13 protein-coding genes and 1 tRNA gene are annotated in these 13,419 nt (G+C 39.2%); 11 read left to right on the forward strand and 3 right to left on the reverse strand.

Features of this window, described 5'->3' with window-relative positions; all coding sequences use genetic code 11:
* Positions 1-306: transposase (locus AAEU30_RS10190; RefSeq protein ID WP_086996763.1), on the reverse strand; the 306-nt coding region annotated here is incomplete at its 3' end.
* A gap of 270 nt (positions 307-576) precedes the next feature.
* Between AAEU30_RS10190 and nadC the strand changes: the two genes are divergently transcribed.
* From nadC to AAEU30_RS10205, 3 genes are all read left to right on the forward strand, one after another.
* On the forward strand, positions 577-1,422 hold the full coding sequence (gene nadC / locus AAEU30_RS10195) for a carboxylating nicotinate-nucleotide diphosphorylase (RefSeq protein WP_290211306.1): 846 nt from the start codon (positions 577-579) through the stop codon (positions 1,420-1,422).
* A gap of 494 nt (positions 1,423-1,916) precedes the next feature.
* Positions 1,917-2,387 carry a pilin gene (locus AAEU30_RS10200; RefSeq protein WP_421960412.1) on the forward strand — a complete coding sequence of 157 codons (471 nt, stop codon included), beginning with the start codon at positions 1,917-1,919 and terminating at the stop codon, positions 2,385-2,387.
* A gap of 15 nt (positions 2,388-2,402) precedes the next feature.
* Entirely contained in the window at positions 2,403-2,834 is a 432-nt protein-coding gene (locus AAEU30_RS10205; RefSeq protein WP_421960413.1) for a pilin, read from the forward strand.
* Here the strand turns inward: AAEU30_RS10205 and AAEU30_RS10210 are convergent.
* Positions 2,815-3,423, reverse strand: a complete 609-nt coding sequence (locus AAEU30_RS10210) for a fimbrial assembly protein (protein ID WP_421960414.1) — start codon at positions 3,421-3,423, stop codon at positions 2,815-2,817. The genes AAEU30_RS10205 and AAEU30_RS10210 overlap by 20 nt on opposite strands.
* A 147-nt stretch (positions 3,424-3,570) precedes the next feature.
* Between AAEU30_RS10210 and AAEU30_RS10215 the strand changes: the two genes are divergently transcribed.
* From AAEU30_RS10215 to yacG, 6 genes are all read left to right on the forward strand, one after another.
* On the forward strand, positions 3,571-4,797 hold the full coding sequence (locus AAEU30_RS10215) for a type II secretion system F family protein (protein WP_421960415.1): 1,227 nt from the start codon (positions 3,571-3,573) through the stop codon (positions 4,795-4,797).
* 230 nt (positions 4,798-5,027) lie between these two features.
* Complete coding sequence (locus tag AAEU30_RS10220) at positions 5,028-5,933, forward strand: prepilin peptidase (protein WP_421960416.1); 906 nt, start codon at positions 5,028-5,030, stop codon at positions 5,931-5,933.
* Between the two features lies 1 nt (position 5,934).
* A complete protein-coding gene (coaE, locus tag AAEU30_RS10225; protein WP_421960417.1) occupies positions 5,935-6,573 on the forward strand; it encodes a dephospho-CoA kinase in 639 nt (212 codons plus the stop codon).
* 121 nt (positions 6,574-6,694) lie between these two features.
* Positions 6,695-8,374, forward strand: coding sequence for a type IV-A pilus assembly ATPase PilB (gene pilB, locus AAEU30_RS10230; RefSeq protein WP_421960418.1), 1,680 nt, complete (start codon positions 6,695-6,697; stop codon positions 8,372-8,374).
* A 255-nt stretch (positions 8,375-8,629) separates the two neighbouring features.
* Complete coding sequence (locus tag AAEU30_RS10235) at positions 8,630-9,007, forward strand: GxxExxY protein (RefSeq protein WP_421960419.1); 378 nt, start codon at positions 8,630-8,632, stop codon at positions 9,005-9,007.
* Positions 9,008-9,326: 319 nt separating this feature from the next.
* The gene (gene yacG, locus AAEU30_RS10240) at positions 9,327-9,557 is read left to right on the forward strand and encodes a DNA gyrase inhibitor YacG (RefSeq protein ID WP_087534398.1); all 231 of its coding nucleotides are present in this window, start codon (positions 9,327-9,329) and stop codon (positions 9,555-9,557) included.
* 232 nt (positions 9,558-9,789) lie between these two features.
* On the opposite strand, the gene AAEU30_RS10245 is transcribed toward yacG, so the two are convergent.
* Positions 9,790-9,866, reverse strand: a tRNA-Ile gene (locus tag AAEU30_RS10245).
* A 252-nt stretch (positions 9,867-10,118) separates the two neighbouring features.
* Between AAEU30_RS10245 and AAEU30_RS10250 the strand changes: the two genes are divergently transcribed.
* Positions 10,119-11,477: an MBL fold metallo-hydrolase RNA specificity domain-containing protein gene (locus AAEU30_RS10250; protein WP_421960420.1), complete on the forward strand. Its 1,359-nt coding sequence runs from the start codon at positions 10,119-10,121 to the stop codon at positions 11,475-11,477.
* A 275-nt stretch (positions 11,478-11,752) separates the two neighbouring features.
* Positions 11,753-13,299 (forward strand): IS3 family transposase gene (locus AAEU30_RS10255; protein ID WP_421960421.1). Its coding sequence is split into 2 segments (ribosomal slippage): positions 11,753-12,212 and positions 12,212-13,299, totalling 1,548 coding nucleotides; the frame shifts between segments, so codons are not numbered across the junction.
* The last annotated feature ends 120 nt before the right edge of the window (positions 13,300-13,419 follow it).

Here is a 13,419-nt window from a genome sequence, read left to right on the forward strand (position 1 = left end):
ACGAATATTGTTCATCTCGTCTGACATTAAGAGAGCGGTAGCCTTTTTTAAAATTGTTTTTTCTCTTTCAAGCCGATTAACTTTAGCTTCAAGCTCCTGAATTCTAAGCTGCTCAGGAGTAAGTGCTTTAGAGTTTGGTGTTGTGCCACCACGCTCTTCTTGCAATTGCTTAACCCAACGACGAAGAGCTGTTTCACCGACTTCTAGTGAGCGAGCAGCTTCTGGAAATGAGTATCCATCATCAAGAACTAATTTTGCTGAATTAAATTTAAACTCTTGAGAAAAAGAGCGACGTTGTTTTGTCATAGAACACCTCTGTTTGAGTGGTAATAATACCACCTAAATTAGTGTCCGGTTTCATTGAATCACAACATGAGGCGCTGCGCTTAAGAGGAAAATATATATGGGTTATGTATTCTCATTTACCCTCATTCACTTCTCTTTGTGCAAATAAGTATTTAACTCCCTTACCCTAACCCCGTAGCTCCCACCCTAAGCATTTATTTGTTCTCATTCACTTTCAGTTTCAAACATAGTAAAATTTTACCAATTTCCTAATTATAATGAGCTTTTATAATGTCAATTCCGCACAGCCTTTTAAGCCAGCTAGTTAAACTCGCCCTTGATGAAGACCTTGATCACCAAAATGCAGAACAAGGCGATATAACCGCAGCCTTAATTCCGCAAACACAACAAGCCAACGCAAAAGTAATTACCCGTGAAGACTGTGTATTTTGTGGCAAAGACATTATTTTAGAAGTATTCAACCAAGTAGATCCTAGCGTTTTAGTTAATGTGCTAGTAAATGATGGTGATAGCGTTAAAGCAAACGATACATTATTTACTGCAACGGGTTCTGCACGGGCTATTTTAACAGCAGAGCGTACAGCACTTAACTTTGTGCAAACTCTATCAGGCACAGCAACAACCACTGCGCATTATGTAAAAGAGCTTGCAGGCACAACAACGCAATTACTCGATACCCGTAAAACAATTCCTGGTTTACGTGCATTACAAAAATACGCAGTAAAATGTGGTGGCGGGGCAAATCATCGTATTGGGTTGTTTGATGCGTTTTTAATAAAAGAAAACCACATAGCAGCCTGTGGTGGTATTGATAAAGCGGTTGCGCAAGCCAAGCTTAATCACCCAAGTAAACCGGTTGAAGTAGAAGTTGAATCACTTAATGAGCTAGATCAAGCCATCGTTGCCGGTGCGGATATTATAATGCTAGACAACTTTACTCCAGAGCAGATAAAACAGGCAGTCGAATTAACCGATAAGCGGGCAAAACTAGAGGTGTCGGGCAATATGACCATAGAAACCCTTAAAACCTACTCACAAGCTGGGGTAGACTTTATTTCAAGCGGGGCACTTACAAAAAATTTACAATCAATCGACTTATCAATGCGATTTGAGTAATTATTCTTAAAGTTCCAAATTTAATATTTACCTAATCCGTTGACAATTTGTACAAAAAAGCATTAAATAAGCCAAAAGGCTTATTTTGTTACAAGGTGTTAATTTTAGAGCCCCATTTAATAAAAAATGATGTTAAGATAAGCCAAGAGAACTAAAAAAGCCTAAAAGCACTAATCCTAAATAATTATTTTTTGTTTTTTACATTTGTTTGCTTTCAATTAGGTTAAAAGTAGCGACAACTTAAATTGTGTTTTTTACGCTAGGAAAGTTCATAAAATGGCGCTAAATGCTGTTAAATTAGCTTTCAAAACGTAATTTTAGTGCTAAAGTAATTCTAATAGCCTACTTTTTCCTTCACAAAGGTTAGGTACACTTAGATTAGATAGAACGATTTTAAAAAAACCGTAAGATAAGCAAGTTATATTAGCTAAGGCACAAACCATCACTAATAAACTGGTTAGCTTACAAACAATACTATCCTTTAGGAGAGGAACATGGAAAAAATGACACAACAAAGTCAAAAGGGTTTTACCCTAATCGAATTAATGATTGTTATCGCAATCATCGGTATTCTTGCTGCTATCGCATTACCGCAGTACCAAACTTACACTAAAAAAGCACGTTTTTCTGAAGTTGTACTTGCGGCATCTTCAGCTAAAGGTTTAGTAGACGTATGCTTCCAAACTCGTGGAGCTGGTGTTTTAACTAATTGTGACTCTGCTGCTGAAATTGGTTTAAATGAAGCTGGCGCAGCTGCAGGTACTCACGTTGCAAGCGTAGCAGTTGCAACTACATCAGCAAAAATCACTGGTACTGGCGCTACGACAGTAGACGGCGCAACATACATTCTAACACCAACAGTTGCTAGTGTTGCTGGAACGGGTGGTGGCGCAGCTACAACTTTAGGTACTTTGACTTGGGCTGAAGACAGTACTAGCACATGTATTGCTGCAGGTCTTTGCTAATAGATTGTTGAAGTAATGAGAAAAACATTTGGATTCTCATTAATCGAGCTAATGATTACCATCGCCATAATGGGGGTTTTGTTATCATTAGCTCTTCCTGCCTATAACAATCACTATAAACGCGCTAAATTCACCGAAGTAATCCTTGCAACTAATGCCCTGCAGCGCGCTGTTGAAGTTTGTTTTTATACTAAAGAAACGCTTAATAATTGTGACACATTCAGTAAGATCGGTGCTAGCAAATCGGATTTGCTCGCCCCAAAGCGTATTGCTAACATTGATATTTCTAACACAGCGGGTAGTTATAAATTAACCTCAACGGCAAGCAGTGAGGCTTCATTATCAGGCGCTGGCGATACTTACATTATGGTTGCGAGTATAAATGCAAATCAAATCCAATGGGAACTATCTTCCGCAAGTACATGCATTAGTGAAGGGACTTGTTAAACACTAGCGAATCGCCTTCTTTAGTTACATTTACAACTCCTTTTTTTGTAATTACCCCGCACATAGTTTTGCACTCCGTTTCAAAATCTGTTAATTCAAAAAACTCAGTCATTTCTATTGGTGGAATCGATTGATTAATCAACCTGTCGTACAATGGCCGTTTTTTAGCGCCAACAGCTGGCTCGTTAAATAAATAGAAACCTTCAGGTATATATTCACCTCTCGCATCACTTTTTGATATTGCAAAATAAGATGCTTGCCATTTCACAATATAAGCTAAGCGCTGACTATCAATTTGCTTAACTCCATAACCCAAAGAGCTTAATTGCAAAAAAACAATCAGCAATAAATTAATGATATTTTCTTTTCTTGTTTTTTGTGGCGATAATAACCAAAAACAAAGCATTGGCCCTAGGATTAAATCAATTGATAAAATAATCCCTGCAAGCCCAATTAAGTCATTTAAATAGTGCCTGCCTGCATAAAACCATTGAGAATAAACATAAAAACCAACAACAGATAAAAAACATAATCCAAGTAAAAAATGCAAACCTGACCATTTAATTTTTCTAATATATACGTCGCTCATTTTCCACGTTACCTAATTAAATATTAGTTATTAATTTAGTTGCTATTAAATCAGCTAAAGTTCAACCAATCAATTGTTTAAGAGGCTAAACCTAGCTAATATAGAGTATAAATATAAATTGATTTCTGAACAAAACTTGGAAAGGTAATGGCAAAACAACCAGATAAAAAAGGACTTGATACCTTCGAGTGGATCGGCGTAAGTGCTCGAGGTAAACGTCTTGAAGGCGAAATGACTGGTGCTAGTATTGCGTTAGTAAAGGCCCAGCTCCGAAAGCAAGGTATTACCCCTTCAAAAGTTAAACGCAAAGCCAAACCTTTGTTTGGCACGCGAATGCAAAAAATTACGCCCAAAGACATAGCGCTCGTTACTCGGCAAATTGCCACCATGTTGATGGCAGGTGTGCCACTCATCCAAGCGATTGAGATGATAGGTACCGGCTCGACTAATAAAAGCGTAGCTAAGCTTATGGAAACCATTGGTGATGAAGTAAAAGCTGGTGGTACGTTATCAAACGCTCTTCGTAAGCACCCTCGTTATTTTGATGATTTATATTGTGATTTAGTTGCCTCTGGCGAGCAATCAGGTGCGCTGGATAAAATATTTGACCGTGTTGCGCTTTATAAAGAAAAGTCAGAAGCATTAAAGTCAAAAATTAAAAAGGCCATGTTTTATCCTATCGCAGTTTTAGTAGTCGCCTTAATCGTTACCTCTATCCTACTGATTTTTGTAGTACCGCAATTCCAAGATATTTTTGCTGGCTTTGGCGCAGAGCTACCCGCATTCACTCTAATGGTTATCGCTATATCAGAATTTATGCAAGAATATTGGTGGATGATGCTGATTGCAATTGTCGGCTTTGGTTATGCCTATAAAGAGGCTCTGCTTAAAAGTAAAAAACTACGGGACGCAAACGATAGAGCGATATTAAAACTACCGGTAATTGGCATGATTTTAAACAAAGCTGCGGTTGCACGTTATGCCCGAACTTTATCGACCACGTTTGCTGCCGGTGTACCACTAGTTGACGCGCTTGATTCTGCGGCTGGTGCCTCAGGTAATGCGGTTTACCGCTATGCGATATTAGATATTAAAGCAGAGGTTAGCTCTGGTAACCAAATGAACTGGGCGATGCGTAATTCAAAAATATTCCCCGATATGGTAGTACAAATGGTCGCTATAGGTGAAGAGTCTGGCTCACTTGATGGAATGCTTGCAAAAGTAGCCACTATTTATGAGCAAGAAGTGGATGATGCAGTAGACGGTTTATCAAGCCTGTTAGAACCTCTGATTATGGCGGTACTTGGTGTACTCGTTGGTGGTTTGATTATCGCCATGTATTTACCAATATTCCAACTTGGCTCGGTCATATAATCGCTGTAATATATTTATTCACAAAGAGTTGGAAGGTGCTAGGTGCCTTGGCTTTGTAGGAACAGGCTTTAGCCGTGATTGTTTGGGGTTGAGATATGTATTAAACCAATCGGCGCTAAAGCACTCTCCTACGATGATAAATAGCTTGTATTCATAGCTCTTTACCCGAAGCTTTCCTCTTTCAGTTATCTTTGTGAAAATGCTTTTTAACTTCATTTTTTAGGTATGTAATGCACGATTTTTTTCTTGATATAATTACAGTAATGCAAAACCAACTATGGTTTTACTTATTAACCATAGGCCTTGTTAGCCTATGTGTAGGTAGTTTTTTAAATGTGGTGATTTATCGCATACCTGAAATGATGAAACGTGAATGGCATAGTGAGTGCCGATTATTGCTTGCTGATGAGCTAAAACCAACTGAGCAAGCAAAGTCAAAAGCTGAGGTTTTTAACCTTATTAAACCCAACTCCACTTGCCCTAAGTGTAAAACAGCCATCAAGCCTTGGCAGAATATCCCTGTTATTAGTTGGCTCTTATTAAAAGGCCGCTGCGCAAGTTGTAACACCCCGATATCAATTCGTTACCCCATTGTTGAAATGCTCACAGCTATATTGAGTCTAATTGTCGCCGCCACTTTTGGCGCAACAGATATCGCCTTGCTTTACGTCTTTGTAACCTGGGCGTTGATTGCTCTGACTTTTATAGATATTGATCACATGCTACTACCAGATCAACTCACTCTACCTCTAGTTTGGCTTGCTTTAATTGCCTCTGTATTTGGAGTAACGGAGATCACACCTACTGATGCAATAATCGGTGCCGCATGTGGTTATTTAAGCTTATGGAGCATATTTTGGTTGTTTAAACTGGTAACCGGTAAAGAAGGTATGGGTTATGGCGATTTTAAATTACTCGCCGTATTTGGTGCCCTACTTGGTTGGCAGGCGCTGTTAACTATTGTTTTGCTTTCAAGCGTAGTAGGTGCAGTGATTGGCATCGCGCTATTGAGCATTCAAGGCAAAGATAAAGCGACACCTATACCTTTTGGCCCCTACTTAGCCATCGCCGGATGGGCTACCTTACTTTGGGGTGAGCAAATTCAAAGCCTATATTTTAATTCTTTAGGTTACTAATATGGCCCAAAAAAACAAAATTAATAACTGGGTGTTAGGATTAACGGGCGGTATTGGTTCAGGCAAAAGCGCCGTAAGTGAAATGTTTGAAAAGCTCAATATAACGGTTGTTGATGCCGATATAGTTGCTCGCCAAGTCGTAGCGCCACAAAGTGAAGGTTTAAATGCTATAACAGCACACTTTGGTACTGATGTTTTAAACCCTGATGGCTCTTTAAATCGCAGTCACCTACGCGAAATTATTTTTGCACATAACGAACAAAAAACCTGGCTGAATAATTTACTCCATCCTTTGATTCGAGAAAAACTACTCACCGATTTAGCTAATGCCACCAGCGAATACGTTATATTAGTTGCCCCATTATTGTTTGAAAACAAGCTAGATCAATACTGTCAGCGTACACTTGTAGTAGATGTACCAGAAGAAGTGCAGCTTGCCCGCACTACAAAGCGCGACGGTGTAACAGAGCAGCAAACTAAAAGTATTATTGCAGCACAAATGTCGCGTCAAGATAAGCTAAAAAAAGCAGATGATATTATTGATAATAACCGCTGTTTGACCCTTGTAGAAACTGAGCTACAACAATTGCACTATCGTTATTTAGCCTTAGCTAAACAAGCAAAAGTAAACGCTAAATGATGAGAAAATCAAAAACTTTTCATCTTTTTATTTGCAAATTAAGCTAAATCAACAAGACTAATGTTATACCATTCTTTTTTCTGATAAATTGCTAACATGAAAGGATCTTACCGGGTGCGCAATGAACATTAATTCACCATTATTACGAAAATTTATCACTCTTGGTCGTGTTGACGCCGAAACAGTTAAATTAAAACAACGTGAATTTAGCTCTACCGCTGAGCTTATCGCTAAGTGCAGTGGAATTAACGGTCACGAGCTAGCTGAGCAATGTATTGATTTATTTCGTGTGCCTTATTTTGACTTACGTGATTTTAATGTTGAGTTAATCCCTAAAGAACTAGTTAAAGAAAAACTCATCAGGCAACACCATATTCTACCTTTAGTTAAAAAAGGCCGAAAACTTTATATCGCCGCCTCTGATCCTACAGACTATGGTGCCTTTGAAAACTTTGAGTTTAGTACAGGGCTTTCTTGCGAAGTCGTTGTTGCTGATTATCAACAACTAGATAATAAAATTGAGCAATTACTCGATGCGTCTGGCAGTTTGAACTTAAGTGATGACGAGTTCAAAGAGTTTGCCGATTTAGATACTGACAGCTCTAAAGATCAAAAAAACACAAGCGAAGACGAAAAAGACGACGCACCGATCATTGTCTACATTAATAAAATTTTAATGGACGCCATAAAAAAAGGCGCATCAGATTTACACTTTGAACCGTATGAACATAAATACCGTGTACGTTTTCGTATTGATGGTATTTTGCACGAAATGGCAAGCCCACCTAATAGCTTAGCTACGCGGTTGTCAGCACGTATTAAAGTAATGGCGCGCTTAGATATCGCTGAAAAACGTAAACCACAAGATGGCCGCATAAAACTAAAAATTACCGAGCGTAAAAGCATCGATTTTCGTGTAAGCACCCTGCCGACTTTATGGGGAGAGAAAATCGTAATGCGTATCCTAGATTCATCAAGTGCCATGCTCGGCATTGATGTACTAGGTTACGAACCCGAGCAGAAAAAGCTCTATATGGATGCCCTAGAGCAACCACAGGGGATGATTTTAGTTACCGGGCCTACCGGCTCTGGTAAAACAGTATCACTTTATACGGGCTTAAATATTCTTAATCAGCCTGAACGTAATATTAGTACCGCCGAGGATCCGGTTGAGATCAACCTTGAAGGGATTAACCAAGTACAAATAAACCCAAAAGCAGATATGACCTTTGCCAATGCACTTAAGGCATTCTTACGTCAAGATCCCGATGTAGTCATGGTCGGTGAGATCCGTGACTTAGAAACCGCCGAGATATCAATTAAAGCGGCGCAAACAGGTCACTTGGTTATGTCTACATTACATACCAACTCAGCACCAGAAACCCTAACCCGCTTATTAAATATGGGTGTACCTGCGTATAACGTAGCAAGCTCAATAACGTTAATTATCGCACAGCGCCTAGCCCGTCGTTTATGCCCTAAATGTAAAACCCTCGAAACACTCCCAGCTGAAGAGCTTAAGCGCCAAGGGTTTAGCGAGCAGCAAATAATTGAGTTAACTTTATTTGCACCTAAAGGGTGTGATAGCTGCACCGAAGGCTATAAAGGGCGCGTTGGTATATACGAAGTCATGCAAATCACGCCTGAAATCGCACAAATCATTATGCGTGGCGGTAACTCCCTAGAAATTGCAGAAGTGTCGTTAAAATCAGGGTTTAATAATTTACGTTTATCCGGCCTCAAAAAAGCAGCTGATGGAGTAACATCACTTGCTGAAATAAACCGAGTGACAAGCTTTTAAGGGATAGGTTAAAGGTGCTAGGTGTTTGGCTCTTGTGGGAACAGGATTTAGCCGTGATTGTTTGTGGTTTGGGGTATTTTTTAAAGCTAATCGGCGCTAAAGCACCCTCCTACGATAGTAAAGGTACTAGGCGAAAGGTGTTTCATAGCCCGCAACTCACTTACCTTTAAGCATGTAAATCTATTAAAGTGATATATTCACAAAGAGGTTATGAGGCGCTGCGCTGAAGAGAGCATTTATTGTTTTAGGATAAGTATGGATACTGATCACCTCACGCAAAAAGTTATTGGATGCGCAATTGAAGTGCATAAACAATTAGGCCCGGGCTTATTAGAGTCTAGTTATGAGTCTTGCCTTTTGTATGAGCTGGAACAAAGTGGCCTTATTGTTGAAGCACAAGTTTCACTACCAATTCACTATAAAGGGCTTGAGATCGAAGCAGGTTATAGATTGGATTTGTTAATACCCGGCAAATTAATAATCGAGTTAAAGTCAGTTGATAAGTTATTACCAGTTCATTCAGCGCAAATTTTGACGTATATGAAGTTGTCAAAAATCGATGCTGGCCTATTGATTAACTTTAATACAACAAAGCTTATTGATGGAGTAAAGCGGCTTAATTTAAGTGTTTGAAACAAATTGAGTAACTATGTATTCTCATTTTCTCTCATTCACTTCTCTTTGTGCAAATAGGTTTTAAGTTATTTATTCACAAAGAGGTTATGAGACGCTGCGCTTAAGAGTGTAGGTACAAAGAAGACACTAGGAGTTAGGGGTAAAATATATATTTTTGTTTTCTCATTTACCCTCATTCACTTCTCTTTGTGCAAATAAGTATTTACCTCCGTAGCCCGCAATTCAAAACATTTACTTTTATTTATCTCTTATCATTTACACTCATCCACTTCTCTTTGTAAAATAAGCCTCAATGCTTTATTCATGAGAATATATTATGCCAACAGTTGTAAACTGCCCTACTTGTAAAACCAAAGTTGAATGGTCTGAGCAAAGCCCTCACCGCCCATTTTGTTCAAAACGCTGTCAATTAATTGATTTAGGTGAATGGTCATTTGAGAATAACAAGATCTCAGCACCAATTACATCTGCCGAAGACCTAAGCCAAGATATGATTGAAGATATTGAAGAAATGCTCGCCAAAAACGACGACGATTTCTTTAAATAAACACCCAAAAATCACACTCCAAACCTGTAGAAAAGCGCTTTAGCGCCGATGAGGTTTGCCCCCCCGAACCTCAAACACAATCACGGCTGAAGCCTGTTCCTACAAGATAAATTACAACACACAAAGGGGTGATTACGAATTTCATAGGATAAAGGTTAAATTAATTGAGTACTTCAGAAGTAACGCAGAGACTTGGGTACGGTGATTTATTTGGAAGTCGAAAACTTTAAAATGGTGGCCCCTCGCAGACTTGAACTGCGGACCTAACGATTATGAGTCGTGTGCTCTAACCAACTGAGCTAAGGGGCCATTCTATATATTAGTATGATTATACATAACTAAATTTTTTGAAGCGTTTAACCACCTAAGCGATTAAAGCGGATTGCAGTATAAAAAGTTTTTACTGGCTTGTCACTAGCAAAAAGCTTTATTTTAACAATCAACAAGCTAACTGCTTAAATAGTAAGCGCAAAGTAGCTTTATTGGTCAGAAAGGCAATTCATAATTTAATAGTTCCCTTTTACTGCTACACTTTTCATTTGCAGCTAAAAGGAGTTAACTATGCAAATAAAGCACCACGGAGCAGTAAACGGCGTAACAGGTTCTTGCCACGAGCTTATGGCATCTAAAAATACTTCAATATTAATCGATTGTGGACTATTTCAAGGGGAAGATGCAGGTATTGATTTATCTATACAGTTTGACGTATCAAATATAACGGCACTCATTGTGACCCACTGCCATATTGACCATGTTGGCCGTATTCCATACTTATTCGCGGCTGGTTTTACTGGGCCTATTTATACCTCTATCGCATCTGCAAGTTTGTTACCCTTAGTTATTGAAGATGCACTAAAAGTGGGCGTAACCCGCGACGAAAATATTATTAACACATGCTTAAATCTACTTAATAAGCGGATAGTTGCCGTAGAGTTTAATAGCTGGTTTGAATTACCTACTAATGATCAAGCCCCGCTCAAAGCCCGCCTACAACGAGCTGGGCACATTTTAGGCTCTGCCTATGTGGAAATTGACACAGCCGATAAACACCGAGTGGTATTTTCTGGTGATTTAGGCGCCCCATACACACCATTATTACCAGCTCCAAAACCGCCCTACAAAGCTGATACTTTAGTGATCGAATCAACCTATGGCGATAAAAATCATCAAGGCCGTAAACAGCGCACAAAAACACTCAAAAAAGTAATTGAAACAGCAGTCGCTGACAACGGTATCGTGCTTATCCCTGCATTTAGCATTGGCAGAACACAAGAGTTATTGTATGAGCTCGAGCAGCTAATTCATAACTCAAGTAAGCAATCACCTTGGCGAACCATAGAAGTCATTGTTGACTCTCCTATGGCTGCAAATTTTACCGTTCAATACCGTCAATTTAAAAACCTGTGGGATTCCGAGGCCAAAAAACGTTTAGCAAAAGGCCGCCATCCACTTAACTTTGAAAGCTTACACACGATCAACAGCCATAAAGAACATATGGCAGTGATCAATTATTTAAGCCAACGAAAAAAACCCGCAATCATACTTGCAGCAAGCGGCATGTGCCAAGGTGGTAGAATCGTTAATTATCTTGAAAATTTTTTACCAGATAAAACCACCGATGTTATTTTTGTTGGCTATCAAGGCAGAGGTACATTAGGACGAGATATTCAAAAATACGGTCCTCGCGGCGGCTATGTATTTATAAATAATGAAAAGGTACATATCAAGGCGCAAATTCACACCATCAGCGGCTATAGCGCCCATGCTGACCAAAATGGATTAGTAAAATTTGTAACCGGCATGCGTAAAAAACCAAGGCATATAAAACTTGTACATGGTGATGATAATGCAAAGCAGGTATTAGCTCAAAAGTATCGTGAGGTTTTAGGGAAAGAGGTTGAAGTTGAAATTGGGGAATAGGCTTTAGATATTAGATTGCAGAAGAGGAACTGCTATGAACTTTGAACAATTAGATGTATGGAAGCCGTTCTGCACGCTTAAGTGCCGATATTTAAAATATCAACGATTCGTTAAAAGGCTTAGGGCTTCAACAAAGTATAAATAAAATTTGCACAAGAGAAGTGAATGAGAACAAAATGAGGAAAGCCATGGGCTATGAATACACCTAGCTCCTAGTCACTTCCCCCCTGTGTCAGGATAGTTGTCGCCTCTAACTTTTAATAGAGGCAGATAAAATGAGACGTCGATTTACTCAAGAATTTAAAGTTCAAGCTGTTGAAAAAGCATTATCTCAATGTGATGATGTTCGTCTAGAAGATATTGCTGATGATTTAGGCGTCGGCTATTCAACGCTACAGCGATGGATAGCATTTGCTAAAAACCATGAACTTGAAACTAAAAATAACGGTAGTCACATGACAACAGAAAAACGCCCTCATGACTGGAGCTTAGAAGACAGGCTCAACGCCATTATTGAATGTGCGAGTTTAGATGAAGCAGCTCTTAATGAATATTGTCGTGCCAAAGGACTTTACCCGCATCATATTCAACAGTGGAAGCAAGATTTTGCTAAAGGGCCAGCAACGAAGCCTGTAAAATCAGACAGCAAGCAGCTCAAACAAGAAATTAAGCAGCTTCAAAAAGAGCTTAATCGTAAAGATAAAGCATTAGCAGAAACAGCCGCTTTACTTGTACTCAAAAAAAAAGCAGATGCGCTTTGGGGTTTCAACGAGGACGATTAACCAGCTCAGCTGAACGTCATGAATTGATAAAGCTCATTACAGACGCGCAGAAATCAGGAGCAAGGCAAGCAAAAGCATGTGAGTTACTTGGTTTAACGACAAGAACAATCCAACGCTGGATTGAAGCTGAAGATATGATAGATAAGCGGACAAGTACGATAAAACGACCACCTAATAAGTTAACTGAATTAGAGCAACAGCGTATAATTAAGACGGTTAATTCAATAGAGTACGGGCATTTACCACCCTGCAAGATAGTCCCTAAACTATTGGATAAAGGTGTGTGGATAGCATCAGAAAGTTCGTTTTATCGCGTTATGAAATCACATAACTTACTAACACACAGAGAAAAAGTAAAACCAAATAAAAAGATAAAAAAGCCAAAAGCGCTCAAGGCAACACGTGCAAACGAAATTTATACATGGGATATCACGTATTTGCCGACAGCAGTTAAAGGTCAGTTTTTATACTTATATTTAGTGATGGATATTTATAGCCGAAAAATAGTTGGTTGGCAGGTTCATGACACACAACTAAGCACACTGGCGGCTGATTTAATGGTAGATATTTGCAGGCGAGAGCAGGTAAAACCTGAGCAAGTCACGTTGCACTCTGATAATGGCAGTCCGATGAAAGGAGCAACGTTATTAGCGACATTGCAGGAGTTAGGGATTGTGCCTTCATTTAGCCGACCCTCTGTGAGTAACGATAATCCGTATTCTGAGTCATTATTTAAAACATTAAAGTATCGCCCAGAATACCCTGAAAAAGCCTTCGAAGATATCGCGAGCGCAAGGAAATGGGTTAACGGATTTGTAGATTGGTACAACGATGAACATTTACATAGCGGTATTAAGTTTGTCACGCCAAATCAGCGTCATTTAGGTTTAGATAAAGCGATCCTAGCGGAACGTCATCGGGTTAATGAAATAGCGAAATTACAGAATCCAAGTCGTTGGTCAGGAAAGTCTCGAAATTGGACAATGATCAATGAAGTAAATTTGAATCCAGAGAAAAAAGAAGAAGTGCGGGCGGCATAAAATTTAACTTGATGCGACAACTAACTTGAAAAACTCCGATACACCTAGCTCCTAGTCACTTCCCTAGAACCTTTTCTATCCCTCATAAGCGCAGCGTCTCTTTACCTCTTTGTGAATATA

The sequence above is a fragment of the Pseudoalteromonas mucoides genome (genome assembly GCF_049257175.1).
Lineage (GTDB): Bacteria > Pseudomonadota > Gammaproteobacteria > Enterobacterales > Alteromonadaceae > Pseudoalteromonas.